The organism is Kitasatospora sp. NPDC059648 (assembly GCF_042734825.1).
Classification (GTDB): Bacteria; Actinomycetota; Actinomycetes; order Streptomycetales; family Streptomycetaceae; genus Kitasatospora.
The window spans coordinates 98,514-125,052 of the sequence record NZ_JBHWDU010000016.1 but is presented as its reverse complement, the minus strand read 5'-3'; the positions used below and the strand labels follow the sequence as shown (position 1 = coordinate 125,052).

The window sequence follows — 26,539 nt, the reverse complement described above, 5'->3', positions numbered from 1 at the left end:
GGGGAGCCGGTGCTTCCGGACTCGGGGGGGGGCGGGGGGGTGGGGGTTCATAGCGCCCCCCCCCCCCCCCAACCGGCGGCTACCGGCTGTACCCCCGTCACCGCCGGTAGAAGACGCTCCGCGACCAGACGTAGCCGACCAGGGTGAGGCCGGTGCACCAGGCGAGGGCTGTCCAGCCACTGTTGCCGATCGGGGTGCCCATCAGCAGGCCTCGCAGGGTCTCGATGATCGGGGTGAACGGCTGGTACTCGGCGAACCAGCGGAGCACGGTCGGCATCGAATCCGGCGGGACGATCGCACTGCCGATGAAGGGCAGGAAGGTCAGCGGCAGCGGCGTGTTGCTCGCGCTCTCCGGGGTCTTGGAGACCAGCCCGATGCCCGCTGAGATCCAGGTCAGCGTCAGCGTCACGAAGAGCAGCAGCCCGGCCGCCGCCAGCCACTCGACCGGCCCCGCACTGGAGCGGAACCCCATGGCGAAGGCCGTTCCGATCACCAGCACCAGCGCGACCAGGGTCTGTATCACGCTGCCGACCACGTGCCCGGTCAGGAAGGCCGACCGCGAAATCGCCATCGTCCGGAACCGGTTGACGATCCCCTCGGTCATGTCGACGCAGACGCCCACCGCCGTGGCGACCGAACCGGCCGTCGCCGTCATCAGGACGATCCCCGGCGTCACGTAGTCGATGTAGCTCCCGCCCCCGATGCCCACTCCCAGCGCCCCGCCGAAGGCGTAGTTGAAGAGCATCAGCATCATCACCGGCATCACGACGACGGAGAAGGTCATCGCCGGATACCGCTGGGCGCGCTTGAGGTTCCGGCGCAGCATGGTCAGCGAGTCGCTGACCGCGTAGGTCGTCATCGCGCTCATCGCGCACCCTCCCCGGTGAGTTGCAGGAAGACGTCGTCCAGGTCGGCCGTCTCCACGACCAACGACTCGGCCCGCACGGAGGCGTTGTCGAGCGTGTCCAGCACGGCCTTCACGGTGATCACCGAGTTGTCCCCGGGGATGTCCAGTCGAAGGGCCTCCGCGTCGGCGGCGGCGTAGTCGAACAGTGCGGCGGCGGCGCCCAGTTGGCCTGCGTCCGTGAACTGGAGCCGGATCCGCCCGCCGGGCACGATCCGCTTCAGCTCCTCGGCCGTGCCCTCGGCGACGATCCGGCCGCCGTCCAGGACGGCTATCCGGTCGGCGAGTCGGTCGGCCTCCTCCAGGTACTGGGTGGTGAGGAAGATCGTCACCCCGTGGTCGGCGACCAGGCCCCGGATGATCTCCCACATGGTGCGCCGGCTACGCGGGTCCAGCCCGGTGGTCGGCTCGTCCAGGAATATCACCTTGGGGTCGCCGACCAGGGTCATCGCCAGGTCGAGCTTGCGCCGCATGCCGCCGGAGAAGGTGACGACGGGCTTGTGCGCGGCCTCGGTGAGTTCGAAGCGTCGCAGCAGTTCCTCGGCCCGCCTCCGCCCCTCCCGACGGCGGAGGTGGTTGAGGTCTGCCATCAGCATCAGGTTCTCCTCGGCGGTGAGGAGGTTGTCCACCGCCGAGAACTGGCCGGTCACCCCGATCGCCTTCCGCACCCCGTCGGCCTCGCGGACGAGGTCGTGGCCGGCCACCTGGACCGAGCCGCCGTCGGCCGGGATCAGGGTGGAGAGGATCTCCACGGTGGTGGTCTTGCCCGCGCCGTTCGGCCCGAGCAGGGCGAACACCGTGCCCGCCGGGATGGACAGGTCGATGCCCCGCAGGACCGCCTTGTCCCCGTAGGACTTGGTCAGTCCGACCACTGAGATCGCCTCCATCAGGCCCTCCGGACGGTGATGCTGCCGACCTGGGTGGTGCCACGGACCTCGACGGTCTCCGGGGCGTCGCCGGGACCCTGCGCCGGGCCGAGCTCGTTGCGGACGGCGCCGAACTTGCTGTGCACGTCGAGCCAGGCCGCCGTGCCCTCGGCGATGCCCACCTCGACGTCCCCGACGCCGGCCTGCAGGTTGACCTTGCCCCGGACGATCCGGCCGAGCCGGATGGGTCCGTTCGCCGTCTTGGCCTCGACCCCGGCCTCGGCGGAGCCGACGTGGATCCGGCCGTTGGAGGAGTTGGCCGTCAGCTCGCCCCGCACCTCGTCGATCTCGGTGTCGCCGTTGCTGTTCTTGACCGTCAGCCGGCCGCCGACGGTGCCGACCTCGATCCGGCCGGAGCCGATCACCTCGGCGTTCCCGCTGGCGGTGCCGAGCCGGATGTCCCCCATGTCGGTCTTGATCCGGGCGTTCTCGGCCCGGTCGACCTGGATCCGGCCCATGGAGGTCTTGATCCGGCAGTCACCGAGCGGGCCCTCGGTGACGAAGTCCGACATCGGGGACTCGGCGTGCACCTCGGAGCCGACGGGCAGCTCGACCGTGATCTCGACCGAGCCCTTCCGGTTGGAGAACACGGTGCGCTGCTTGGGGCCCTTGAGCGTGAGCCGCCCGCCGGAGAAGTCGACCTGGGTCAGCTCGGCGGCCTTGACGTCGGCGTCCCGTGCCGCGTTCGTGGGCCGGACCTCGACCACCGCGTCGGTGCGCTTGCTCGCCCGGATCCACACCGAGCCGATCTCGAAGTCCAGGGCGATCGAGATCGGTCCGTCGGTCTCGTACGTGGGCATGGCTGTCCCGTCCTCTTGGCTCGTGTGGGTGTTCCCGCTGGTCGGAGCGGGGGTGACGTTGCAGGGGCAGATGGTCGGTGGTGCGGAGGTGTCAGTGGACCCAGCCGGTGAAGCCCTGGCCGCCGACGCTGCGCGTGGTGCGGCTGCCGAGGTCGGCGGCCGGCCGGGCGACCGGGCGGCCGCCCTCCACCGCGCCGGCGACGGCCCGGACCAGCCAGGCGTTGAGGGAGAGGCCCTCCTGTCCGGCGGCTTCCTCTGCTCTCGCCTTGAGGTTGGCGGGCAGGCGCAGGTTGATCCTGGCGGTGCCCGCCTCGTCGGACTCCGGCGCCACGGGCGGCACGGATGGCGCCACCGATGGCACCACCGACGGCGCCATCACGGGCCCGGCGGGCGACGCGTCGCCGTGGAAGGCGTCGGCGCCGGGCGGGGCGGTCACCACGAACTCGGGATCGAGGCCGCGCAGGCGCACGTCCACCGAGCCCGGGGCGAGGTCACGGGTGACTTCTCCCATGGCGGCCGAGAGGGCGTTGAGCAGGGTGAGCCGCACGGCCGACTCCAGCGGGAGCGTCAGCCGCTCGGCCAGGGCACGGGCTTCGTCCCCGCCGGTGGCGGCGGCCACCGCGAGCTCGTTCCGGAGGTTTTCGACGTACGGCGTGAGGTCCATGGTCAGAGCATGGCACAACCATGGTGCCATGTCGAGTTGTTTGTGGCACCACTTTGGCGCCATACGCCGGGATCGGTCCGGCGCCACGAACGGAACCGCCCCGCCGACCGGAGTCGACGGGGCGGGTGACCGGCGGAAACCTCAGCCCTGCTGCCAGCCCGCCAGGTAGGAGTCGATCTCGCCGACCAGCCGCGCCTTGCCCGCCCGCTCCAGGAAGGAGGCCTCCACCGCGTTGCGGGCCAGTGCCGCCACGCCGGTCTCGTCCAGCCCCAGCAGCCGCGCCGCCACCGCGTACTCGGTGTTGAGGTCGGTGCCGAACATCGGCGGGTCGTCGCTGTTGACCGTCACCAGCAGTCCGGCGTCCACCATCCGCTTGATCGGGTGGTCCTCGATCCGCTCGACCGCCCGGGTGGCGATGTTGGAGGTCGGGCAGACCTCCAGCGGGATGCGGTGCTCGCCCAGGTGGTCGAGCAGCGCCGGGTCCTTCACCGCCTGGGTGCCGTGCCCGATGCGCTCGGCTCCGAGTTCGCGGATCGCGTCCCAGACCGTCTCCGGCCCGGTGGTCTCACCGGCGTGCGGGACGGAGCGCAGACCGGTCGCGCGCGCCCGGTCGAAGTACGGCTTGAACTGCGGGCGCGGCACGCCGATCTCCGGACCGCCCAGGCCGAAGCTGACCAGGCCGTCGGGGGCCAGCTCGGTGGCGAGGCGGGCGGTGACCTCGGCCGCCTCCAGCCCGGCCTCGCCGGGGATGTCGAAGCACCAGCGCAGGACGACGCCGAGGTCCTTCTCGGCGCGCAGCCGGGCGTCCTCGATCGCCTCCATGAAGGCCACGTCGGGGATGCCCCGCTTGACCGAGGAGTACGGGGTGAGGGTCAGCTCGGCATAGCGGATGTTCTGCCGGGCCATGTCCTCGGCCACGCCGTAGGTGAGTGCGCGGACGTCCTCGGCGTCGCGGACCAGGTCCACCACGCTCAGGTAGACCTCGATGAAGTGCGCGAAGTCGGTGAAGGTGAAGTACTCGGCGAGCGCCGCCGGATCCGTCGGCACCTTGGAGTTCCCGGCGTGCCGGGCGGCGAGCTCGGCGACGATGCGCGGCGAGGCCGAGCCGACGTGGTGGACGTGCAGTTCCGCCTTGGGCATCCCGGCGATGAACGACTCGATGCTGCGGTCCGCGGCGCTGCCGCTACCAGTGGGGTTTCCGATCCGACTTCCGTCCGGCTGGACCACGGTGGTTCCCTTCTCCCTCTGCTCCGCGCTTCTACGCGCGTATCGCGAATATCGGCCCAGGATAGGCCCAAACCCGGGCCGCCGGGCCCGGGCTCATCCGCCGAGGGCGACCGCCACGGTGTGGATCAGCAGCCCGGCCAGCGCGCCGACCACGGTGCCGTTGATCCGGATGAACTGCAGGTCCCGCCCGACGTTGGCCTCGATCTTGCGCGAGGCCTCGTCGGCGTCCCAGCCCGCGACGGTCTCGGAGATCAGCGAGGTGATCTCGGCCCGGTAGGTGTCGACCAGGTACTGGGCGGCGTCCTGCAGCCAGCCGTCCACCTTGGCCTGGAGCTTGGCGTCGGTGGCCAGGCGCTCGCCGAAGCGGTGCACGCCGTCGCGGATGCGCCGGCGCAGCTCGCTGTCCTCGTCCTCGGCGGCGCCCATCACCAGGGTGCGCACGGCCGCCCAGGTGGAGTTGATCAGGTCCTGCACCTCGGGACGGCCCAGCAGCTCGACCTTGGCCCGCTCGACCCGGGCGATGGTCTCCGGGTCGGTCTGCAGCTCGGTGGCGAAGTCGGCGAGGAAGTTGTCGATCGCGCCGCGGGCCGGGTGGTCCGGGTCGTCCCGGATGTCGGTGACGAAGCGCATCAGCTCCTTGTAGACCCGCTCGCCGACCTGGTGGTCGAGGAACTTGGGCGTCCAGCCCGGGGTCTTCTGGCTGACCTTCCGGATCACGTCCTCGTGGTTGGCGGTCAGCCAGCCGTGCGCCCGGACGGCGACCAGGTCCACCACCCCCCGGTGCCCGCCGTCCGCGACCACCTTGCCCAGCATCCGGCCCATCGGCTCGGCCACCGAGGTGGCGGCGGCCCGCCTGGTCACCGCCTCGGCGACCACCACCCGCACGTCGTCGTCGCGCAGCACCGCGAGCAGACCGCGCAGCGCCGCCGAGGCCTCCTTGGTGACCCGCTCGGCGCTGCCCGGCGCGGCCAGCCACTCCCCCAGCCGACGGCCAACTCCGAGCGCGGCGAGCCGGCCGCGCACCACGTGGCCGGCCAGGAAGTTGTCGCCGACGAACTCGCCGAGCGAACGTCCGAAGGCGTCCTTCTTGGTCGGGATGATCGCGGTGTGCGGGATCGGCAGGCCGAACGGCCGGCGGAACAGCGCCGTCACCGCGAACCAGTCGGCCAGCGCGCCGACCATGCCCGCCTCGGCGGCGGCCGCCACGTACCCGGCCCAGGCGCCGGCACCGGCCGCCTCCGCCCAGGTGGAGAGGGCGAAGACCAGGGTCGCGAAGGCCAGCAGGCCGGTCGCGATGGTCTTCATCCGGCGGACGCCGCGTCTCTTCTGCTCGTCGGCCGCGGTGAACCGGACCCCGGGGCCGGTCCCGCTGAAGGCTTCGTCACTCACCCCGCCAGTCTGCCCGGTGCCCCGCGCGGACGGGGGCGTGCCCCGCGATCACCCGCCCCGAGCCGCGCCCGCACGCCCTGAACCCTCCGCCCGCGCCCAGCCGGGCACCCCGCTCCACGACCCGTCAGGCGCCCCCGGCCGCCTCCTGCCCGGCGGTCCCGCCCGGCAGGGGGCGGCCACGAGGGCCAGCCGTCCGGGGCCGGTCATCCCCGGCCTCGGTTCGCCGAGTTGGCGAGCCGGCGCCACACCGGGTGGCGCCGCAGTCCTCGCCGCAGCTGCTCCGGGACGACACCGCGCCACAGCTGCTGGGCGGGGCTGAGCGGCGGGGCGGCCTCGAACGGCGGCTCCTCGCGCAGCAGGAACAGCTCGTCCGGCAGGCCGAGCCGGGCGTCCCGGAACGCCGGGTAGCCCGCGTAGTGCCGCCGCCCGTCGACCACCACCGGCGGTTCGCCGTGCGCGGCCTCGTAGCGGATCTGGTCGCGCAGCGCCTCAGGCCCCACGGCGGCGGCCAGTTCGAGGCGCAGCCGCTCGGCGACGGGCAGCCGGTGGTAAACCTGTCGGGCGCCGAACCGCTCGACCATCCGGCCGACCTCGGCACACACCCGCCGCTGCAGCCCGTCGTCCAGCAGCAGGAAGGCGTCCTGGAGCAGCCGGGGCACGTCCCAGGCGAAGCTGCGGGCCCGGATGTCGTCCAGCTCATGCCCCGATTCCGCCAGCTCGTCGGCGACCTGCTGCAGTGCGGCGATCCCGCGCAGCCGGTCCAGCACCGAGGCCCGCTCGGTGACGTTGCCCCGGTCCTCGCGCAGCACCGGGAAGTAGCGGTCGTGGTCCGCGAGGACGGACACCCGGCCCGCCCGTAGGCAGGCCTCCGGGGTGAACGGCCGGTCCGAGGAGACCTTCGACTCCTCGTCGTGGAGCAGCCCGTGGCACCGGACGAGGTCGAACAGGAACAACTCGGTACCGGTCAGTGCCCGGGCCGGCGCCGAGTCGGTGAAGCCGGCCGACCCGGCGCCGGCGTGGAAGAGGCCCAGCGGCACCAACCGCCCGCTCACCCCGACCTGCTTGGGCACCACCACGTCCGAGCCCCAGGCGTCGGCGGCCGCGACCAGCCGCTCCAGCGCCTCCGGGTCGAGCCGGTCGTCGGCGCCGAGGAAGAGCACGAAGCGGCCGCGGGCCATCGCCGGGCCGCGGTCGGCGGGGGCGGCCGGGCCGCCCGAGTCGTGCTGGTGGACCACCCTGAACAGCCCGGGGTGCCGGGCGGCGTACCCGTCCAGCAGCGCCTCGCCGCCGTCCGTGGAACCGTCGCCGACGACCACCACCTCCAGCCGCCCCGGCGCCAGGGACTGCCCGACCAGCGAGTCCAGGCAGGCGGCGGGGTACGGCATGGTGTCGGGGACCGCGACCACCACGGTCACGTCGGGTGCGGACATCGGGCGGCGGCCCTCCGGGTGCAGTCGAACGGAATCTCGCACCGTCAACTCGGCGGCCCGCCGGGGAGTCACGTGCCCTCCCCGTACGGGTGACCGGATCCGCACGCGCGCCCTGCACCGCTAACCGATCGCGGCCTTCGCGTACATCCTCGCGATCACGTCCTCGATGGCCGGCTCGCGCACCGAGAGGTCCACCAGCGGGTACCGCGCCGCGACCTCCGCGACGATCGGCGCCGCGCTCTCCCGCGCCGGGAAGGCCAGCCACTGGCGCGGCCCCTCGACCTTCACCACCCGTGCCCCCGCCACCTCGATCGGCGGCCGGGACTCGGCCAGGTCCACCACCAGGGTCCGCTCGCTGCGCCCGGCGGCGTGCAGCCCGTCCAGTCCGCCGTCGTGGACGACCCGGCCGTGGTCGATCACCATCACCCGGCCGCAGAGCTGTTCGATGTCGGTGAGGTCGTGGGTGGTGAGCAGCACCGTGGTGCCGCGCTCGCGGTTGACCTCGCGCAGGAACTCGCGCACCTTGCCCTTGCTGACCACGTCCAGGCCGATGGTCGGCTCGTCCAGGTAGAGCACCCGGGGGTCGTGCAGCAGTGCGGCCGCGAGGTCGCCGCGCATCCGCTGGCCGAGTGACAGCTGCCGCACGGGGGTGTCCAACAAGCCGCCCAGATCGAGCAGTTCGACGCAGCGGCCGAGGTTCTCGCGGTAACGCCGGTCGGGGATCCGGTAGATCCGCCGGGCGAGTTCGAAGGAGTCGCGCAGCGGGAGGTCCCACCACAGGGTGGTGCGCTGGCCGAAGACGACGCCGATCCGGCGGGCCAGCGCGACGCGTTCGCGGGCCGGGTCGACCCCGGCGACGCGCAGCCGGCCGGAGCTGGGGACGAGGATGCCGGTGAGCATCTTGATGGTGGTCGACTTGCCGGCGCCGTTGGGGCCGATGTAGCCGACGCACTCGCCGGCCTCGACGGTGAAGCTGAGCCCGTCCACCGCGCGCACCTCGCGCCTGACCCGGCTGAACCGGCCGGTGCGGGCGCGCACGGTGAAGGTGCGGTGGACGTCCTGGAGTTCGATCAGTGCCATGGGGATCCTCCTTGCGAGGAACGGGGTCCGGACGAACGGGGTCCGGAGGAGCGGGGTGCGGAGGAGCGGGGGGGCTCAGCTGCCGGTGCCGCGGTAGGCCCGCAGTCCGGCCCGCCAGGCGGTCCCGGCGGCGGCGACGCACAGCACGGCGGCGACCGGGGAGGCGTACTGGAAGGCCGTGGGCAGCCCGAGCGGGTCGGGCCGGTCGAGGATGCGCAGGCTGGGCAGCCAGTTGACGAAGGCCAGTGGGACGCCGAAGACCACCCCGGCGACCAGTTCCTTGGCGAAGATGGTCGGCGGGTAGTGGAGCAGGGTCGCGCCGCCGTAGGTGAAGGAGTTCTGGATCTCCTTGGACTCGCCCCACCAGAACTGGACGGTGGCGCCGCCGACGTAGACCGCGCCGAAGATGACGCTGCCGCACACCAGCAGGACGGGCACCAGCAGCACCCGGTCCCAGGTCCAGTGCACGTCCAGGGTGGCCAGCGACCAGCCGAGCACGATCAGGGCCTGGAGCGGGCGGCCGAGCCGGCGCAGGCTGAAGCGTTCGGCACACAGCTGGGAGAGCGCCGGGGCGGGGCGGATCAGCATGGTGTCCAGCGAGCCGGTCACGATCCGCACGCCGAGGCCGTCGGCCGAGCCGACCAGCAGGTTGGCCATGCCGAGGGAGAAGGTCGCGGTGGCGTAGAGGAAGGCGATCTCCGGCAGGTTCCAGCCGCCGAGCCGGTCGGTGTGCCGGAACATGATCACCAGGACGACGAAGTCCAGGGAGTGGGTGACCAGGCTGGCCAGCAGGTTCAGTACGAAGGAGGCCCGGTAGGCCATCATCGCGCGCATCCACATCCGGGCGCACAGCCACCAGGAGCGGACCGCCCAGGACGTCCGGGCGAGGAACGACGCAGCGGCGTACGGCTCAGCGGCGTACGGCTCAGCCGCCCACGACTCGGCGGTGGACGACTCCGGGGTGAACGACTCAGCCACCCTGCACCACCACCCGACGGGTGGCCAGCCACTGCGCGCCCCGCCCCGCGAGCAGCAGCACGGCCGCCCAGCCGAGTTGGAAGCCCAGCGCCGGGAGCAGCCCGGCGCCGTCCGCCCGCTCCAGGAAGACGTCGGTCGGCACCTTGACCAGCGCCGCCCAGGGCAGCAGCGGGGCGAGGTCGCCGAGCCATCCGGGGAAGAGCGCGATCGGCAGCAGCATTCCGGAGAAGAACATCGAGACCACCAGCATCACCGCGCGCACCCCCTCCGAGTCGTGCAGCCAGAAGCCGGTGATCGAGACCAGGAACCGCAGCCCGAAGCTGACCAGCACCGCGAGCAGGACGGAGAGCAGGAAGAACACCCAGGTCAGCGGGCGTTCGGGCATCCGGGTGCGGAACACCAGCGCGCCGACCACCATCGGCACGGTGCCGCGGACCAGCGCCTGGAAGCCGGCCCGGCCGAGGTCGGTGGCCAGCCACCAGCCCTGGAAGTCGACCGGCCGGTAGAGGTCGACGGCGATGTCGCCGCTGCGGAAGCGGTCCTGGAGGTCGTCCTGGAAGCCCCCGCCCCAGACCGCGACGGTGACCAGCAGGCCCTGGCTGACCCAGATGTAGGTGACGGCCTGGCTCTGGTCGTAGCCGCCGAGGTTCGGGCGGGCCTGCCAGAGGGCGAGGAAGGAGGAGGCCAGGATGATGCCGAAGACGGTGTTGGTGAAGGCGCCGGCCAGGGTGGCGGCCCGGTAGGTCGAGTAGCGGCGGAAGGCGCCGCGGGCGACGGCGGCGTACAGCCCGGCGGCGGATCGGACCGCGGCGGACCCGGGCGCGGATCGACCGGAGGTATCAGGGGGCCTCGCCCCGACGAGCGCAGCGTTCTGCATATTGTCTCCTTGTCGACAAATACGGGCAGACGGGTGTCCGCAGCCGTCCGCACACACCCCAGCGGCTCCGACCGCCCGTACCCGGGGGTGCCGGGCGGGCGAGCGGAGCTGTCAGAAGTCGGTGCGCTATGCGATTTGCACCTTTCACCGTACCGTCGGGCCCCACCGCCCGCACCCGGATTTACGACGCACCCCGGGGCGTGCGACACCGCCCGCACAACCGCGCACCTCAGACCCCTGGTCGCCGCTGAACCGGCGTCAAATAGCAGATAATCCCGTCATGACCTTGAGCACCCGACGCCAGGCCAAACGGGCCGCCCGCCGCGAAGCCCGCCGCGCCCTCCCTCTCTGGCGCCGGATGCTGCCCACCTGGCGGATCACCCTCGGCACCCTCACCACGCTGCTGCTGCTCGCCGTCGGCGCCTTCGCCGTGCTCTACGTCATCGTCCCGGTGCCCGACCCCAACGCCCACGCCGTCGCCCAGAACAACATCTACCTCTACGCCGACGGCACCACCGAGATCGCCCGCACCGGCGCCGTCAACCGCACCGACGTCACCATCGACCAGATCCCGCTGCAGACCCAGCAGGCCGTCGTCTCCGCCGAGGACCGCACCTTCTACCAGAACCGCGGCATCGACCTGAAGGGCATGCTCCGGGCCGGCTGGAACACCCTGCTCGGCAAAGGCATGCAGGGCGGCTCCACCATCACCCAGCAGTACGTCAAGAACTACTACCTGACCCAGGACCAGACCTTCGAACGCAAGGGCCGCGAACTCTTCATCGCCCTCAAGGTCGACCAGCAGCGCAGCAAGAACGAGATCCTCGCCGGCTACCTCAACAGCAGCTACTTCGGCCGCGGCGCCTACGGCATCCAGAGCGCCGCCCACGCCTACTACGGCATCGACGTCTCCCAGCTCACCCTCGGCCAGGGCGCCTACCTCGCCTCCCTGCTCCAGGCCCCCAGCCTCTACGACGTCAGGACCGCCACCCCCGCCAACCGCGAGAAGGCCGTCGCCCGCTGGAACTACGCCCTCGACGGCATGGTCCAGCTCGGCTTCCTCACCACCGCCGACCGCAACGCCAGCACCTTCCCCGAACCCATCGACCCCCAGCCCGCCACCGGCCTCGCCGGCCAGGCCGGCTACCTGGTCGGCGTCGCCGACGACTACCTCATCTCCTCCGGCACCATCGACGCCGCCACCCTCAAGGCCGGCGGCTGGCGGATCACCACCACCTTCGAGAAGCCCAAGCAGGACGCCTTCGTCAAGGCCGTCCAGGACGAACTCACCGGCGAACTCGACCCCAAGGCCCGCCCCACCACCGACACCGACGTCCGGGTCGCCGGCGCCTCCGTCGACCCCGCCACCGGCCGCGTCGTCGCCGTCTACGGCGGATCCGACTACGCCAAGCAGCCCTTCAACGACGCCCTGCGCCAGGACAACCAGATCGGCTCCACCTTCAAGCCGATCGACCTCGCCGCCGGCCTGATCGCCCAGCACACCGTCGACGGCCGCCCCATCACCACCGAGACCCGCTACGACGGCACCAGCGAACGCCCCGTCACCGGCGGCCCCACCCCGTACGCGCCCCCCAACGAGGACGGCGTCGACTACGGCAACATCACCCTGCGCTACGCCATGGTCAAGTCGGTCAACTCCGTCTACGCCCAGGAAGGCGTCGACGCCGGACTCGCCCGCGTCCGGGACACCGCCGTCAGACTCGGCATCCCCGACAGCGTCCGCGGCATGGACCCGGCCAACACCTCGATGACCCTCGGCACCGCCACCCCCAGCGCCCTCGACCTGGCCGGCGCCTACGCCACCCTCGCCAACCACGGCCAGGCCCACACCCCCTGGTCCGTCCAGAAACTCGAACGGGTCAACCCCGGCGGCGCCGTCGACGTCCCCAAGATGCCCGACCACAGGGCCACCGACGCCGTCGGCCGCAACATCGCCGACTCCGTCACCGACGTGCTGCGCGACGTCGTCAGCCCGCGCGGCACCGGCGCCGCCGCCCTCGACCTCGGCCGCCCCGCCGCCGGCAAGACCGGCACCACCGACGCCAACCTCTCCGCCTGGTTCGTCGGCTACACCCCCGAACTCACCACCGCCGTCGGGCTGTTCCGGGAGAACCCGAAGAGCCACGCCAAGGAACCGCTGGCCGGCACCGCCGGCCTCACCCGGATCAACGGCGGCGCCTTCCCCACCAAGATCTGGACCGACTACATGACCGCCGCCCTCAGCGGCACCCCCACCCAGCAGTTCGACCTGCAGACCGGCCGCACCGACCCCGGCCCCGACAGCTGGCCCACCACCGGCGCCCCCACCAGCAGCTCCCCCAGCCCCACCCCCAGCACCGCCGTCACCGCAGCCCCCGCCACCACCCCCGGCCACGCCCCCAGCGCCCCCGCCGCCACCGACCAGCCCGCCCCCGGCCCCCGCCCGACCGCGCCCAGCCCGCAGAACCCCCAGCCCACCCCGAGCCAGGAACAGCCCAGCCCCAGCAGCCGGCCCACCCAGACCCGGCCCGCCCGGCCCAGCGAACCGCCCACCGCCACCGCCGGCCCCAGCGGCACGGCGGGCTCACCGGCCCCGGTCCGGTGAGCCCGCGGCGGGGCCCACGCCGCTACCCCTCCGCGGCCAACTCCCCCGCCGCTCCCCCTGCGGCCGACGCACCGCTACCCCTTCGCCGCCAACTCCCGCTCCAGCGGCGTCCGGAAGCGCGGCATCACCCGCACCTCGCCCAGCCACGCCACCAACCGCCCCGCCTCCACCGCGACCGCCCGCTCCGCCTCCGCCCCGACGTCCCGGAACAGCCGCCACACCACCTCGCCGTCCGGCCGCTGCGCCCAGCCGCCGACCACCTCGCCGCACCACCACACCGTCGGCCCGGCGTTGCCCGCCCGGTCGAACAGCGCCGGCACGTCCTCCGGCCGCAGGTACCAGTCCCGCCCCCGCCAGCCCATCACCGCCGGATCCAGCGCCGGCAGCAGCGCCGCCCACGGCTCCGGGGCCGCCACCGGCTCCTCGTCCCCCGGCAGCACCAGCGCCGCCGTGCCGTCCGCCAGCGCCACGCCCCGCGCCCCCACGTCCGCCAGCGCCGTCCGGACGTCCCCCAGCGTCCAGCCCGTCCACCACTTCACGTCCTCGACCGTGCCCGGACCGTACGCCGCCAGCCAGCGCCGCACCACCTCCGCCTTCGCCTCCCGCACCGGCACGTCCGGCCACTGCGGCGCCAGCGCCCACGGATAGCTGCTGCTCAGCCAGGACCCGCGCGGACGGCACCGGCGCACGTGCCCGTCCGAGGCCAGCAACCGCAGCAGCCGGCTGCCCACGCTCTGCTTCGCCTCGTACGCCTTGCCCGCCGACATCAGCATCGTCTCGCGCAACTGCGGCACGTCCTCGCCGAGTTCCCGGGTCGTCGCCTCCCCGCGCACGGCCAGCGCGGACAGCACCTCGCGCTCCGTCTCCGCCAGCCGGGCCGCGTCCCAGCCCTCGGCGTGGTCCCGCAGGTGTTTCAGCAGCGTCGCCCGTTCCTTCGCCGCGATCGCACGCGCCGCCGCCGCGCTCACGTACGGGGCCAGCCCCTCCGTCACCGCGAAGATCGTCCGCCGCATCGACAGCAGCTTCACCAGCGAGACGTCCCCGTACAGCGCCCGGTCCACCTCCGCCGCCGCGGGTTCCGCCAGCCGCGCACAGGCCGACAGGTACACCGTCGCCGCGTCCGTCGCGTGCAGGCCGACCACCGCGTCGGCCACGTCCTCCACCCGCGCCGCCCGCACCGAGGGCGCCAACAGCTGCCGACGCCCCAACCGGGCCCGCCGCTCCGAATCACCGATCACCGGGACGCTCATGTCCGGACCCTAACGGCTGCCACCGACAGAACCACCGACGAGGTCCGGGGACCGCCGCCCCCCGTCCACCAGCTCCGTCGCCAGCCCGGCGAACTCGGCCAGCAGCGGAGCCGCCCGGCCGGCCGCCCAGACCAGCCCGACCCGGTTCGGCGCGATGTCCGCGACCGGCACGTGCACCACGTCCGCCCGGGTGTAGAACGCCGCCACGGACGACGGCAGCACCACCGTCCCCTCCCCCGCCGCCACGTACTCCAGCTTCTCCTCCACCGTCTCCGCCCGCGGCCCGGCCGAACCGGACCCACCCCGCCACTCCGGCACCACCACCGGATCCTGCAACAACCGCTCGCCCGCCAACTCGGCCATGGTGACCGACGCTCCACCCGCCAGCCGGTGCCCGACCGGCAGCGCCGCCACCCGCGGCTCGGCGAACAACGGACGCACCACCAGACCCCGCGGCTCCACCGGCAACCGCACGAAGGAGACGTCCGCCCGCCCGTCCAGCACCACCCGCGCCTGCTCCGCCCACGACGTCCGCACCACCTCCACCGCCAGCCCCGGATGCCGCTCCCGCAACGCCCGCACCGCCGCCGTCACCGTGATCCCCGGCATGAACCCCACCACGAACCGCCCCGCGCCGCCCTCGGCCCTGACCACCCGGCGCCGCAACGCCTCCGCCGCCGCCAGCAACGGCGGCGCGTCCTCCAGCAACTGGCGTCCCGCCTCCGTCAGTTCGGTGGACCTGCGGTCCCGCCGGAACAACCGCGCACCGAACTCCGCCTCCAGCGCGCGGATCTGCCGCGACAGCACGGGCTGCGCGATGTGCAACTCCGCGGCCGCCCGCCCGAAGTGCAACTCCCGCGCCACCGCCACGAAGTAGCGCAGCTTCCGCAGATCGACGTCCACCGCCACCCCCGAGAACAGCCTGATACCCCGAGGGTATGACAGCCGACCGAACAGGTCTTGGACGCCGCCTCGAAGCCCGGCGCAGGATCGGAACGGCCCCGCACCGCCCACGAAAGGCACCCGACCATGCCCATCGCGCCCCTCAAGGACCAGCGCGTCGTCATCCTCGGCGGCACCTCCGGCATCGGCCTCGCCACCGCCGCCCTCGCCGCCAACCACGGCGCCCGGGTCACCGTCGCCTCCAGCCGCGCCGCCAGCACCGAACGCGCCCTCGCCACCCTGCCCGCCGGCACCACCGCCGAGATCGCCGACCTCACCGACAGCCGACAGGTCAACGCCCTCTTCGACCGCCTCGGCCCGATCGACCACCTCGTCTTCACGGCCGGCGAACCACTCACCCTGGCCACGATCGACACCCTCGACCTCGACGCCGCCCGCGACTTCTTCACCCTGCGCTACTTCGGCGCTCTCGACGCCGTCCGCGCCGCCGCACCCCGCCTGCGCCCCGGCGGCTCCGTGACCCTCACCTCAGGCACCGCCGGACTGCGCCCCAGCCCCGGCTGGAGCATCGCCGCCAGCATCTGCGGCGCCATCGAGGGCCTGGTCCGGGCCCTGGCCGTGGAACTGGCTCCGATCCGGGTCAACGCCGTCCGGGCCGGCATGGTCCGCACCCCGCTCTGGTACGGCCTCCCGGAGGCCGACCGCGAGCAGCTGTTCGCCGGGATCGCCGACACCCTCCCGCTCGGCCGGATCGCCGAACCCGAGGAGGTCGCCGAGTCGTACGTCCACCTGATGAACCAGCGCTTCGCCACCGGCACGGTGGTCACCGTCGACGGCGGCACCCTGCTGGCCTGACCGCGGCGGACGGGTCCGCCGGCCGCTCCCCGGCCGACGGACCCGCCTCGAAGAAGCACCGCAGCGCTTGCGCGGTCAGAGGTACAGCCCGGTCGAGCCCTCGGTGTCCCCGAACCGGGTCGCGGCGACGGCGTGCAGGTCGCGCTCGCGCAGCAGCACGTAGGTGGCGCCGCGGACCTCGACCTCCAGCTTGTCCTCCGGGTCGTACAGGACGCGGTCACCGGGCTCCACCGAGCGCACGCTCTGGCCGACAGCCACAGCCTCCGCCCACGTGCACCTCTTACTCAGCTCCGCGGTCGCCGGGATCAGGATGCCGCCGGTCGAGCGGCGCTCGCCCTCGCCGCCCTCGATGCGCACGAGCACGCGGTCGTGCAGCATCCGGATCGGCAGCTTCTCGCCCAGCCGGTCGTGCCGCGCGGACTCGTGCCCGGGGTCGGAATGCGTCGGGTTGTCGTTCGTACTCACGATCCCGAAGGTACCGCCCCGGAGCGCCGGGCGTGACGCTGGCCCGGCACGCGAAAGGGGTGGCACGCGAAAGGACCGGCACGCCCACGGCGGTCCGGCCCTCCGGGACCACGGAACCGGTCCTCGCGGCGAAGGTCAGTCCTTGCGGCGCTTGCGGGACGAGGCGATCAGCACCACCAGGCCGACCCCGACCAGCGCCGCCGGGACGATCCGCTCCTTGCGCGGCTGCCCCTTCTCGTCCACGAACTGAGCCCTGGCCCTCTCGACCAGGCCGTTCGCGGCCACGTACGCGCGGGCCGCCTTCTCCTCGACGGTGGCCATCGCCCGGGCCTTGACCTGCGCGGAGATGGTGCTCGGGTGGACCCGCACGGCCAGCTCGTCCAGGTTCGCCGCGAGCCGGTCGCGGGTGCGCTCGATGTCCGCCTCGATCTGCGCAGCCGTCCGCTCCGGCTTGTCCTGCGTGCTCGCACCGCCCACTCGGGCCACCCCATTCACTTGCCGATGTCGTCCTGTCGTCCTGTGCGACCGACCCAGTCTGTCAGCTGCCGGGTGCGGACGCGCGGCCCCACCCACCAACGGGGGTAAGTTTGCCGTGGTACGACCGCCCGTCCCAGCCTCCAGGAGAGTACGACCGTGACTGAGCGCCTCCAGCCCGGCGACACCGCACCCGCCTTCAGCCTGTCCGACGCCGACGGCAACCAGGTCTCCCTCGCCGACCACCTGGGCCGCAAGGTCATCGTCTACTTCTACCCGGCCGCCCTCACCCCCGGCTGCACCAAGCAGGCCTGCGACTTCACCGACAACCTGGAGGTCTTCGCGGGCGCCGGCTACGACGTCATCGGCATCTCCCCCGACCAGCCGGAGAAGCTCGGCAAGTTCCGCGAGAAGGAGGACCTCAAGGTCACCCTGCTCTCCGACCCGGAGCACCGGGTGCTGGAGGCGTACGCCGCCTACGGCGAGAAGCAGAACTACGGCCGCACCTACCAGGGCGTGATCCGCTCCACGATCATCGTGGACGAGCAGGGCAAGGTCGAGCGCGCGCTGTACAACGTCAGGGCCACCGGGCACGTCGCCAAGCTGCTGCGCGACCTCAAGGTCGAGGCCTGACCTCGCCGGCGTCGAACGCGGCGGTGGCGGCCCACCCCCGACCGGGTGCGCCGCCACCGCCGTCCCCGCCTCGGGCCACCGCCGTCTCGGGCTCAGCAGGCACGGGGGTCGCTCCAGACGCCCCAGGCGCTTCTGACACTTCCGCGGAAGCCAAGCGGATCCCGGGCGCACGGATCCGCAGCGCTCTCGCCGAACTCGGCCGACCCGAGTCGTGCGAGGACTGTGGCACCGGCCCTGAGTGGCGCGGACGGCCGGTGATCCTGGAGGTCGACCACATCAACGGTGACTGGTCGGACAACCGGCCGGGCAACCTCCGGCTGCTCTGCCCGAACTGTCACTCTGTCACCGACACCTGTTGCGGGCGGAACGAGAACAAGCGAACGGCGCCGCGTGGAAATCGCGGTGTTCCCGCCGGAAGCGAGGCCCTAGACTAGAGGCCTCGCGGCCTTGGCGGAGCTCGGCAGACGCGCCGGACTTAGGATCCGGTGGGGGAAACCCCGTGAGGGTTCGAATCCCTCAGGCCGCACCAAAGCTTCTACCTAAGAGTCGAAGGCCCACCCTCGGGAGAACCAGGGCGGGCCTTCGTCGCTTCGGACTTCCCGTCAGCCGATGAGGTCCTTGACCACCGGGGCCAGGGCGCGGAAGGCCTGGCCCCGGTGGCTGATGGCGTTCTTCTCCTCGGCCGTCAGCTCCGCGCAGGTGCGCGTCTCGCCGAGGGGCTGGAGGATCGGGTCGTAGCCGAAGCCGCCGTCGCCCGCCGGGGCGGTGCGCAGGGTGCCGAGGAGGCGGCCCTCGACGACGCGTTCGGTGCCGTCCGGCAACGCCAGGGCCGCGGCGCAGAAGAAGTGGGCGCCGCGGTGGGCGGCATCGATGTCGGAGAGCTGGGCGAGCAGCAGTTCCAGGTTGGCTCGGTCGTCGCCGTGCCTGCCGGACCAGCGGGCGGAGAAGATGCCGGGTGCGCCGCCCAGGACGTCCACGCAGAGGCCGGAGTCGTCGGCGACGGCGGGCAGACCGGTGGCGCGGGCGAGGGCGTGGGCCTTGAGCAGGGCGTTCTCGGCGAAGGTGACGCCGGTTTCGGGGACGTCCGGGATCTCGGGGTAGGCGTCGGCGCCGAGGAGTTCGACGTCCAGGCCGGCGTCGCCGAGGATGGCGCGCAGTTCGGCGACCTTGTGCTGGTTGCGGGTGGCGAGGATCAGACGGGTGGACATATCGCCCACCCTACCGAGAGGTCGGAACCGATCAGCCGGTGCAGACCGAGGTGAGGTTGCCCGCCGCGTCGCCGAGCGGTTTGAGGTCGGGGGCCTGCTTCTTGTCGACGGCCTGCTGGACCTTGTCGGCCTGCTTCTGCAGATCGCTCACGGCCTTGGCGACGTCGGTGTTCTTGGAGTTCCTGCCGATCTGGTCGAGGTCGCCCTTGAGCTTCTGGAGCGCCTTCCCGGCGGCGGCCGAGTCGTTGCTGGAGTCGTCGTAGGCCTTGGTGAGGTCGGCGATGTCCCCGGTGACCTTGACGGCGGTGTTGCCGCAGTCGATGGCCTTCTGGGCGGCGGAGCAGCTGACCATGCTGAGCGGGAGGATCGCGATCAGTCCGGCCACGGCGAGGGCGGCGGGGCGGGCGATGCTCGACGGCATCCGGTCCTCCTGGTGGGCGGGGGTTCCGTGGGGAGGGACGCGCGCCACCGGGTGCGCGGTTCCCGCAGCGAGGGCGCTGCGGGAACCGTACGGTCTGCGGGCCGGGTGTGTACAGCGGGCCGCACAGGTGTTCCGGGTGGGGGTCAGCCCTCCAGGGCCTTGCGCTGGATCTCGTCGAGTTCGGCGCAGCCGAGGGTGCCGAGGTCGAGGAGCCGGTTGAGGAGGTCGCGGTCGAAGGGGGCGCCTTCGGCGGTGCCCTGGACCTCGACGAAGCGGCCGTCGTCGGTGCAGACGATGTTCATGTCGGTCTCGGCGCGGACGTCCTCCTCGTACTGGAGGTCGAGCATGGGGACGCCGTCGATGATGCCGACGCTGACGGCGCTGACGCCGCCGGTGATGGGCTGTCCCTTGGCGCGGAGCAGCTTGCGGTCGCGGGCCCAGGAGACGGCGTCGACGAGGGCGACGTAGGCACCGGTGATGGCGGCGGTGCGGGTGCCGCCGTCGGCCTGGAGGACGTCGCAGTCGAGGACGATGGTGTTCTCGGCGAGGGCGCGGTGGTCGACGACGGCGCGGAGGGAGCGGCCGATGAGCCGGCTGATCTCGTGGGTGCGGCCGCCGATGCGGCCCTTGACGGCTTCGCGGTCGCCGCGGGTGTTGGTGGCGCGCGGGAGCATGGAGTACTCGGCGGTGACCCAGCCTTCGCCGCTGCCCTTGCGCCAGCGGGGGACGCCTTCGGTGACGCTGGCGGTGCACAGCACCTTGGTGTCGCCGTAGGAGATGAGGACGGAGCCTTCGGCGTGCTTGCTCCAGCCCCGCTCGATGGTGATGGGGCGGAGCTGGTCGGGGGTGCGGCCGTCGATGCGTGACATAGCCACTGAGCGTAGCCGCTCGGATCCGTGCGCCCGGACACGCCTCGGCCCGCCGTGCCCCAGAGCGGTTCGGCGGGCCGTGGGCGGTCGAGCCCGGGTGGCTCAGGTCACATCATGTCCTCGATGTCGGCGGCGATCGGGTCGGCGTCGGTGCCGATGACGACCTGGATCGCGGTGCCCATCTTGACCACGCCGTGGGCGCCGGCGGCCTTGAGGGCGGTCTCGTCGACCAGGGCGGCGTCCTTGACCTCGGTGCGCAGGCGGGTGATGCAGCCCTCGACCTCTTCGATGTTGTCGATGCCGCCCAGACCGGCGACGATCTTCTCAGCCTTGCTGGCCATCTGGTTCTCTCCCTCTGTCTCGGCTCGTCGGCGGCTCTGCCGGGTGCCGTGCTGCGCTGTGCTGGGGTCCTCGACCGTCGGGTGGTGAGGTCCGTGCCGGTGGCTGACGCGGGTTCAGCTGCGGTCGCCCTGCCGGGCGGCGCGCGACCAGCATGACCCGAGCCGGTCCGGTCTGCCACGTTAGTCCACTTTTGGCCCATTCCGGCGCGCGGGCTCCGGACCGCCGCCCGAGGATGACGATCAGCGGGGCCCGCGTCCCGGCGTCCGGCCTGCACCCCAAGGTGGTCTACACCAATATATGTCTACTCCGCGAACGCAGGAAGGACCCCGGATGTTCCCGGGCCCCGCCCGAGGGTCCCGCACCGGGTCTCCCGACGGCAACCGCGCCCGGAGGGCGGATGATGAGTTCGGCAGGCGCTACCGCCCCGCGGACCACCCGGTGGCACACCTTCTACGGCGGGCTCCAGAAGATGGGCCGCTCGCTGCAGCTGCCGGTCGCGGTGCTGCCCGCGGCGGGCATCCTCAACCGGCTCGGCCAGCCCGACGTCTTCGGCGAGGACGGCCTGGGCTGGACGAACGTCGCCAGGGTGTTCGCGGCGGCCGGCGGCGCCCTGCTCGACTCCGCGCTCGGCCTGCCGATGCTGTTCTGCATCGGGGTGGCGATCGGCATGGCCAGGAAGGCGGACGGCTCGACGGCGCTGGCGGCCGTGGTCGGATTCCTCGTCTACTACAGGGTCCTGCACGCCTTCCCGGAGAACTGCAAGCCGCCGACGGTGCTGGTCGGCGACCAGTGCGTGGACTACACCTCGGCGAAGGCGGCCGCCGCGACCTACCAGAACCCGGGGGTGCTCGGCGGCATCCTGATCGGCCTGATGTCGGCCTGGCTGTGGGTGCGGTACCACCGCACCAGGCTGGTCGACTGGCTCGGCTTCTTCAACGGCCGCCGCCTGGTCCCGATGATCACCGCCCTGGTCGGCATGCTGACCGCCGTCGTCGCGCTGTGGGTGTGGCCGCCCATCGGCCGCGGTCTCAACGACTTCTCACAGGACCTCGCCGATCTCGGCGCGGGCGGCGCGGGCATCTTCGGCGCCTTCAACCGCGCACTGCTGCTGATCGGTATGCACCAGCTGCTGAACACCTTCGTCTGGTTCCAGTTCGGCGAGTTCACGAAGGCCGACGGCACGATCGTGCACGGCGACATCCCGCGTTTCCTCGCGGGGGACCCGACGGCCGGGCAGTTCCAGTCCGGATTCTTCCCGATCATGATGTTCGCGCTGCCCGCCGCGGCACTCGCGATCGCCCACTCGGCCAAGCCGCACCGCCGCAAGGAGATCTACGGCCTGATGCTCTCGGTCGGCCTGACCTCCTTCGTCACCGGCGTCACCGAGCCGATCGAATACTCCTTCGCCTACATCGCCCCGGCCCTGTTCGGCGTGCACGCGCTGCTGACCGGCGCCTCGATGGCGGTCACCTGGGGGCTGGGGGTGCACGACGGATTCAGCTTCTCGGCCGGCCTGATCGACTACGTCATCAACTGGGGGCTGGCCACCGAACCGTGGCTGATCATCGTCATCGGGCTGTGCTTCGCCGTGGTGTACTACGCGCTCTTCCGCTTCGTCATCGTCAAATTCGACCTGAAAACCCCGGGGCGCGAGGACGAGGCGGAGGTCGAGGACGTCACCAGGGCCTGAATTGCGCCGCGGGTATTTCCTTCAATGGCCCGCGGACCCGCCGGGTCCGGAGGCCTTCGGGATTTCGGAAAAGGGCAGAATTCCCTGTTCGATGGCCGCGGAAAAGGTAATTCGGTCGCGATCCGCCCGGCCGGCGGCGGTCCGGACGGGTGCCGACCACGGGCGGGGAGACGCCCCACCGGCGCGTCCGCGACCCTCCGGTCACTCTCGGCAGCCGCCGCCCGCCCCGGGAAGCGGCCCGATCGCCCCGGCCCGACCCCGACCACCCCGCCCCGGCCCAGGCGCCGCAAGGGCTCCGCGCTTTTTGTTGCGCAAATAGCCAAAATCACAATCGCGACTGAAATCATGATCGTCGTTCCGCGACCAGGTTTCGATTTCATAGCGCTTCCCGGCGGCGGCGCTATCCGGGGTTCCCGGACTTCTCGGCCCGTGCTACAAAACTGGTCTACACCACGTGTGGTGTAGACCAGTTCGCGGTTCGGCCCCTGTGCCTTCCCCCGACCGACCGCCATGCCGTTAGGAACCCACCCCCATGAGTCAGTCTGCGCAGGCACCGGCGCCCGCCAAGGCTCCGACGCCGATCCAGAAGTTCGGCAACAGCGTCCTTCCCGGCCTCCAGAAGGTCGGCCGCAGCCTCCAGCTGCCAATCGCCGTCCTCCCCGCCGCCGGTCTGCTGGCGCGCCTGGGCCAGCCCGACGTCCATGAGAAGTGGCACTTCCCCGCGAAGCTCGTCGAGGTCTTCGGCGCCGCGGGCACCGCCGTCACCGGCGCGCTGCCGCTGCTGTTCTGCGTCGGCATCGCGATCGGCTACGCCAGGAAGGCCGACGGTTCCACGGCGCTGGCGGCGCTGGTCGGTTACCTCGTCTTCAAGAACGTCCTGACCGCGTTCCCGGCGGACGGCACCGTCACCGCCGCCCTCCCGGCGGGCAAGCCGCAGGACCCGGGCGTGCTCGGCGGCATCGTGGTCGGCCTGCTCGCGGCGATCCTGTGGCAGCGGTTCCACCGCACCAAGCTGGTCGACTGGCTCGGCTTCTTCAACGGCCGCCGCCTGGTGCCGATCATCATGGCCTTCGTCGGCACCGGCCTGGGCGTCCTGTTCGGCCTCGGCTGGCAGCCCATCGGCGACGCGATCTCGCACGTCAACAACGGCCTGGTGGGCGCGGGCGCGGTCGGCGCCGGTCTGTTCGGCCTGATCAACCGCGCGCTGATCCCGATCGGCATGCACCAGTTCGTCAACACCTACGCCTGGTTCCAGACCGGTGACTACACCGACGCCCACGGCACCGTCGTGCACGGCGACATCAACCGCTTCCTGGCGGGCGACCCGACCGCCGGCCAGTTCCAGGCCGGCTTCTACCCGATCATGATGTTCGCGCTGCCGGCCGCCGCCCTCGCGATCGCCCACTGCGCCCGTCCCGAGCGCCGCAAGGCCGTCACGGGCATGATGATCTCCATCGCGCTGACCAGCTTCGTCACCGGCGTCACCGAGCCGATCGAGTTCACCTTCCTGTTCATCGCCCCTGCCCTGTACGCCATCCACGCCGTGCTGACCGCCGTCTCGATGGCCCTCACCTGGGCGCTCGGCATCCACCACGGCTTCAGCTTCTCGGCCGGCCTGATCGACTACTCGATCAACTTCAGCCTGGCCAAGAACCCGCTGCTGATCATCCCGATCGGCCTCGTCTTCGCGGCGATCTACTACTTCGTGTTCCGCTTCGCGATCACCAAGTTCAACCTCAAGACCCCCGGTCGCGAGGACGACGCCGAGATCGAGGACATCACCAAGGCCTGACGCCCGTCCCGGCCGCTCCGAAGGCCCCGCCCACCGCCGCTCCCCGGCGGCCGGGCGGGGCCTTCGGCGTGTCCGGCAGGCGGGAACGGCGGTTGACGAAGCGACGGACGCCCTGGTCAACTGAAGCCGTGTACCCCTCGTGCCCGCTGGTGACCCGCAGCCACATCGACTTCGGTCGCGTGTGGTCCGCGGCGTGTCGCGGCTGAGCCGACCCCTCCCCCCGCCGCCGCCCGGCTGACGACCCGCCCGGCGCCGGCCGTCCTCCCCTCCGCGCGCGCGGCCGCGCGCCCGTACCCGTACCCCGTGCCGGTAGGGCCGCCGCCGCTGTCCGCGCGCATCCGCACGAGGAAAGCCAGGCCCGCCATGCCCCGCCAGTTGCACCTCTCCGCCTCCGTCGACGCGTCCGCCACCGCCGACGCCGACAGCCCCCGCCGCCTCGACCCCGGCCACTACGCCGCCCTCGCCCGCCTCGCCGAGCGGGCCGGACTGGACTTCGTCACCCTGGACGACTCCTTCACCGCCGAACCGCGCCGCCCCGACGCGCTCGCCACCCTGGCCCGGATCGCCCCGCTGACCTCGCGGATCGGTCTGGTCCCCACCGTCACCACCACCCACACCGAGCCCTTCCACACCTCGATCTCGCTCAACACCCTGGACTGGGTCAGCGAGGGCCGGGCCGGCTGGCTGGTCGGCGTCTCCACCACGGAGGCCGAGGCCAAGGCGTTCGGCCGCCGCCCGACCGCCCCCGAGGACGAGCTGTGGGCCGAGGCGGCCGACGCCGCCGAGGTCGCCGCCCGGCTCTGGGACAGCTGGGAGGACGACGCGGAGATCCGCGACACCGCCACCGGCCGGTTCGTCGACCGCGACAAGCTGCACTACATCGACTTCGAGGGCCGGCACTTCTCCGTCCGCGGCCCGTCCATCACCCCGCGCCCGCCCCAGGGCCGCCCGGTGGTCGTGGTGCCGGTGGCCGCCGCCGACCTCGCCCGGGACGCCTCCCCCGGCGGCCACGCCCGGGTCGCCACCGCCATCCGGTACGCCGACGTCGTGCTGCTCGACGCCCCCGACCGGGCCGCCCGGCTGACCGCCGCCACCGAGCTGCGGCTGCGCTCCGGCGAACAGCTGCGCATCCTCGCCCGGCTCGACGCCGCCCTGCCCGACCCTGCCGCCGAGCAGCGGCTGCTCGCCGAACTCACCGCCACCGGCACCGGCGTGGACGGCTTCCACCTCGTCCCCGCCGAACCCGAACGCGACCTGGCCGCCCTCGCCGAGCGGATCGCCCCCGCGCTGCGCGGCGTCGGACTGCTGCGCGCCGGGTACCCCGGCCGCACCCTGCGCGACCACCTCGGCCTGGCCCGCCCGGCCAGCCGCTACGCCGTCGCCCGCGCCCCCGAGCCGCGCACCGCCGACCCGCGCACGGCCGCCGTCCGCCCGGCCGCCGGCTCCGCCCTCGCCGAGGTGGTCCGATGACGGACCGTCCGCTCAAGCAGGTCCACCTCGCCGCGCACTTCCCCGGCGTCAACAACACCACGGTGTGGAGCGATCCGGCCTCCGGCAGCCACATCGAGTTCGCCTCCTTCCGCCACCTCGCACGGACCGCCGAGCGCGGGAAGTTCGACTTCTTCTTCCTCGCCGAGGGCCTGCGGCTGCGCGAGACCAAGGGCCGCATCCACGACCTGGACGTGGTCGGCCGCCCCGAGTCGATCACCGTGCTGAACGCCCTGGCCGCCGTCACCGAGCGGATCGGCCTGGCCGCCACGGTGAACGCCACCTTCAACGAGCCGTACGAACTCGCCCGCCGCTTCGCCTCCCTGGACCACCTCTCCGGCGGCCGCGCGGCCTGGAACGTGGTCACCTCCTCGGACGCCTTCACCGGGGAGAACTTCCGCCGCGGCGGCTACCTGGACCGCGCCGACCGCTACACCCGGGCAGCCGAATCCGTCCAGCTGGCACGGGAGTTCTGGGACGCCGGGGAGGAGACCGTACGGCACCGCGGCCCCCAGTTCGAGGTCGAGGGCCGGCTCTCGCTGCCCCGTCCGCCGCAGGGCCACCCGGTGGTCATCCAGGCCGGCGACTCCGCCGAGGGCCGGGAGTTCGCCGCGGCCACCGCCGACGTCGTCTTCAGCCGGCACTCCGACTTCGACGCCGGCCGGGCCTTCCACGCCGACGTCAAGGGCCGGTTGGCCGGCCACGGGCGCGAACCGGACGAGCTGAAGATCATGCCCGCCGCCACCTTCGTCCTCGGCGACACCGACGCCGACGCGGCCGAGCGCGCGGCCGCGGTCCGCCGGGCCCAGGTCGGACCGCGGACCGCGATCGCCTTCCTGGAGCAGGTCTGGGGCGTCGACCTCTCCGACCACGACCCGGACGGGCCCCTGCCGGGCGTCGACCCCGACCCGGACGGCGCGCTGGTCCAGGGCCGGGTCCGCATCCCGGACCCGGTGGGCACCGCCGAACGCTGGCGCGCCCTGGCCGCCGAGAAGGGGCTGAGCAGCCGCGAGCTGGTCATCGAGGTGACCGGCCGGCAGACCTTCATCGGCTCCCCCGCCACCGTCGCGGAACGGATCGACCACTTCGTGCAGCAGGACGCGGCCGACGGCTTCGTCCTCGTCCCGCACCTGACCCCGGGCGGCCTGGACGAGTTCGTCGACCGGGTCGTCCCGCTGCTCCAGGAGCGCGGGGTGTTCCGCACCGAGTACACCGGCCCGACCCTGCGCGACCACCTCGGCCTGCCCGTCCCCGAGCGGCGCTGAGACG

25 protein-coding genes, 1 tRNA gene and 1 pseudogene are annotated in these 26,539 nt (G+C 72.7%); 9 read left to right on the top strand and 18 right to left on the bottom strand.

Annotated features, from left to right (window positions below):
• Window positions 1-97: 97 nt before the first annotated feature.
• The 10 genes from ACFV1W_RS13250 to ACFV1W_RS13205 form a co-directional block, all read right to left on the bottom strand.
• Entirely contained in the window at window positions 98-859 is a 762-nt protein-coding gene (locus ACFV1W_RS13250) for an ABC transporter permease (RefSeq protein WP_380415910.1), read from the bottom strand.
• Between the two features lie 5 nt (window positions 860-864).
• On the bottom strand, window positions 865-1,791 hold the full coding sequence (locus ACFV1W_RS13245) for an ATP-binding cassette domain-containing protein (RefSeq protein ID WP_380415899.1): 927 nt from the start codon (window positions 1,789-1,791) through the stop codon (window positions 865-867).
• Entirely contained in the window at window positions 1,791-2,630 is an 840-nt protein-coding gene (locus ACFV1W_RS13240) for a DUF4097 domain-containing protein (RefSeq protein ID WP_380415897.1), read from the bottom strand. The genes ACFV1W_RS13245 and ACFV1W_RS13240 overlap by 1 nt, the downstream gene beginning before the upstream one ends.
• A 91-nt stretch (window positions 2,631-2,721) precedes the next feature.
• Window positions 2,722-3,294, bottom strand: coding sequence for a toxin-antitoxin system HicB family antitoxin (locus ACFV1W_RS13235; protein WP_380415896.1), 573 nt, complete (start codon window positions 3,292-3,294; stop codon window positions 2,722-2,724).
• 141 nt (window positions 3,295-3,435) lie between these two features.
• Entirely contained in the window at window positions 3,436-4,455 is a 1,020-nt protein-coding gene (locus tag ACFV1W_RS13230; protein ID WP_380415908.1) for an adenosine deaminase, read from the bottom strand.
• 159 nt (window positions 4,456-4,614) lie between these two features.
• The gene (locus ACFV1W_RS13225; protein WP_380415895.1) at window positions 4,615-5,910 is read right to left on the bottom strand and encodes a DUF445 domain-containing protein; all 1,296 of its coding nucleotides are present in this window, start codon (window positions 5,908-5,910) and stop codon (window positions 4,615-4,617) included.
• 203 nt (window positions 5,911-6,113) lie between these two features.
• The gene (locus ACFV1W_RS13220) at window positions 6,114-7,340 is read right to left on the bottom strand and encodes a glycosyltransferase family 2 protein (RefSeq protein WP_380415894.1); all 1,227 of its coding nucleotides are present in this window, start codon (window positions 7,338-7,340) and stop codon (window positions 6,114-6,116) included.
• A 120-nt stretch (window positions 7,341-7,460) separates the two neighbouring features.
• Entirely contained in the window at window positions 7,461-8,420 is a 960-nt protein-coding gene (locus ACFV1W_RS13215) for an ATP-binding cassette domain-containing protein (protein WP_380415892.1), read from the bottom strand.
• A gap of 75 nt (window positions 8,421-8,495) precedes the next feature.
• Window positions 8,496-9,398, bottom strand: a complete 903-nt coding sequence (locus ACFV1W_RS13210) for an ABC transporter permease (protein WP_380415891.1) — start codon at window positions 9,396-9,398, stop codon at window positions 8,496-8,498.
• On the bottom strand, window positions 9,391-10,275 hold the full coding sequence (locus ACFV1W_RS13205; RefSeq protein ID WP_380415890.1) for an ABC transporter permease: 885 nt from the start codon (window positions 10,273-10,275) through the stop codon (window positions 9,391-9,393). Before ACFV1W_RS13205 ends, ACFV1W_RS13210 begins: the two co-directional genes overlap by 8 nt.
• Window positions 10,276-10,555: 280 nt before the next feature.
• Here ACFV1W_RS13205 and ACFV1W_RS13200 point away from each other — a divergent pair, with 280 nt between their 5' ends.
• Window positions 10,556-12,880 (top strand): transglycosylase domain-containing protein, encoded by a 2,325-nt coding sequence (locus ACFV1W_RS13200; RefSeq protein ID WP_380415888.1) that lies wholly within the window; start codon window positions 10,556-10,558, stop codon window positions 12,878-12,880.
• 74 nt (window positions 12,881-12,954) lie between these two features.
• On the opposite strand, the gene ACFV1W_RS13195 is transcribed toward ACFV1W_RS13200, so the two are convergent.
• Both ACFV1W_RS13195 and ACFV1W_RS13190 read right to left on the bottom strand, forming a co-directional pair.
• Window positions 12,955-14,130, bottom strand: coding sequence for a winged helix DNA-binding domain-containing protein (locus ACFV1W_RS13195; RefSeq protein WP_380415887.1), 1,176 nt, complete (start codon window positions 14,128-14,130; stop codon window positions 12,955-12,957).
• Window positions 14,131-14,139: 9 nt separating this feature from the next.
• Window positions 14,140-15,033 carry a LysR family transcriptional regulator gene (locus ACFV1W_RS13190; RefSeq protein WP_380415885.1) on the bottom strand — a complete coding sequence of 298 codons (894 nt, stop codon included), beginning with the start codon at window positions 15,031-15,033 and terminating at the stop codon, window positions 14,140-14,142.
• Window positions 15,034-15,159: 126 nt separating this feature from the next.
• Here ACFV1W_RS13190 and ACFV1W_RS13185 point away from each other — a divergent pair, with 126 nt between their 5' ends.
• The gene (locus tag ACFV1W_RS13185; RefSeq protein ID WP_380415884.1) at window positions 15,160-15,888 is read left to right on the top strand and encodes an SDR family oxidoreductase; all 729 of its coding nucleotides are present in this window, start codon (window positions 15,160-15,162) and stop codon (window positions 15,886-15,888) included.
• Window positions 15,889-15,963: 75 nt separating this feature from the next.
• Here the strand turns inward: ACFV1W_RS13185 and ACFV1W_RS13180 are convergent, their stop codons facing one another.
• Together ACFV1W_RS13180 and ACFV1W_RS13175 are read right to left on the bottom strand one after the other, a co-directional pair.
• Window positions 15,964-16,266: a co-chaperone GroES gene (locus tag ACFV1W_RS13180; protein ID WP_049655715.1), complete on the bottom strand. Its 303-nt coding sequence runs from the start codon at window positions 16,264-16,266 to the stop codon at window positions 15,964-15,966.
• Between the two features lie 222 nt (window positions 16,267-16,488).
• Window positions 16,489-16,830 (bottom strand): DUF3618 domain-containing protein, encoded by a 342-nt coding sequence (locus ACFV1W_RS13175; RefSeq protein ID WP_380415882.1) that lies wholly within the window; start codon window positions 16,828-16,830, stop codon window positions 16,489-16,491.
• 156 nt (window positions 16,831-16,986) lie between these two features.
• Here ACFV1W_RS13175 and bcp point away from each other — a divergent pair, with 156 nt between their 5' ends.
• The 3 genes from bcp to ACFV1W_RS13160 all read left to right on the top strand — a co-directional run bounded on the left by bcp (window position 16,987) and on the right by ACFV1W_RS13160 (window position 17,989).
• A complete protein-coding gene (gene bcp, locus ACFV1W_RS13170) occupies window positions 16,987-17,460 on the top strand; it encodes a thioredoxin-dependent thiol peroxidase (protein WP_380415881.1) in 474 nt (157 codons plus the stop codon).
• A 23-nt stretch (window positions 17,461-17,483) separates the two neighbouring features.
• A complete protein-coding gene (locus ACFV1W_RS13165) occupies window positions 17,484-17,894 on the top strand; it encodes an HNH endonuclease signature motif containing protein (RefSeq protein WP_380415879.1) in 411 nt (136 codons plus the stop codon).
• Between the two features lie 7 nt (window positions 17,895-17,901).
• A tRNA-Leu gene (locus ACFV1W_RS13160) sits at window positions 17,902-17,989 on the top strand.
• A 73-nt stretch (window positions 17,990-18,062) separates the two neighbouring features.
• Here ACFV1W_RS13160 and rdgB read toward each other — a convergent pair.
• From rdgB to ACFV1W_RS13140, 4 genes and pseudogenes are all read right to left on the bottom strand, one after another.
• Complete coding sequence (gene rdgB, locus ACFV1W_RS13155) at window positions 18,063-18,668, bottom strand: RdgB/HAM1 family non-canonical purine NTP pyrophosphatase (RefSeq protein WP_380415878.1); 606 nt, start codon at window positions 18,666-18,668, stop codon at window positions 18,063-18,065.
• A gap of 31 nt (window positions 18,669-18,699) precedes the next feature.
• On the bottom strand, window positions 18,700-19,089 hold the full coding sequence (locus ACFV1W_RS13150; protein ID WP_380415876.1) for a hypothetical protein: 390 nt from the start codon (window positions 19,087-19,089) through the stop codon (window positions 18,700-18,702).
• A 143-nt stretch (window positions 19,090-19,232) separates the two neighbouring features.
• The gene (gene rph, locus ACFV1W_RS13145; protein ID WP_380415874.1) at window positions 19,233-19,958 is read right to left on the bottom strand and encodes a ribonuclease PH; all 726 of its coding nucleotides are present in this window, start codon (window positions 19,956-19,958) and stop codon (window positions 19,233-19,235) included.
• A 107-nt stretch (window positions 19,959-20,065) separates the two neighbouring features.
• Window positions 20,066-20,332 (bottom strand): annotated as a pseudogene (locus ACFV1W_RS13140) (glucose PTS transporter subunit EIIB); the annotation flags it as partial.
• Window positions 20,333-20,700: 368 nt separating this feature from the next.
• Here ACFV1W_RS13140 and ACFV1W_RS13135 point away from each other — a divergent pair.
• From ACFV1W_RS13135 to ACFV1W_RS13120, 4 genes are all read left to right on the top strand, one after another.
• A complete protein-coding gene (locus ACFV1W_RS13135) occupies window positions 20,701-21,990 on the top strand; it encodes a PTS transporter subunit EIIC (RefSeq protein WP_380415872.1) in 1,290 nt (429 codons plus the stop codon).
• A gap of 532 nt (window positions 21,991-22,522) precedes the next feature.
• A complete protein-coding gene (locus tag ACFV1W_RS13130) occupies window positions 22,523-23,782 on the top strand; it encodes a PTS transporter subunit EIIC (RefSeq protein ID WP_380415870.1) in 1,260 nt (419 codons plus the stop codon).
• A gap of 363 nt (window positions 23,783-24,145) precedes the next feature.
• Window positions 24,146-25,252, top strand: a complete 1,107-nt coding sequence (locus ACFV1W_RS13125; RefSeq protein WP_380415868.1) for an LLM class flavin-dependent oxidoreductase — start codon at window positions 24,146-24,148, stop codon at window positions 25,250-25,252.
• Window positions 25,249-26,535 (top strand): LLM class flavin-dependent oxidoreductase, encoded by a 1,287-nt coding sequence (locus tag ACFV1W_RS13120; protein WP_380415866.1) that lies wholly within the window; start codon window positions 25,249-25,251, stop codon window positions 26,533-26,535. The genes ACFV1W_RS13125 and ACFV1W_RS13120 overlap by 4 nt, the downstream gene beginning before the upstream one ends.
• Window positions 26,536-26,539 lie beyond the last annotated feature (4 nt).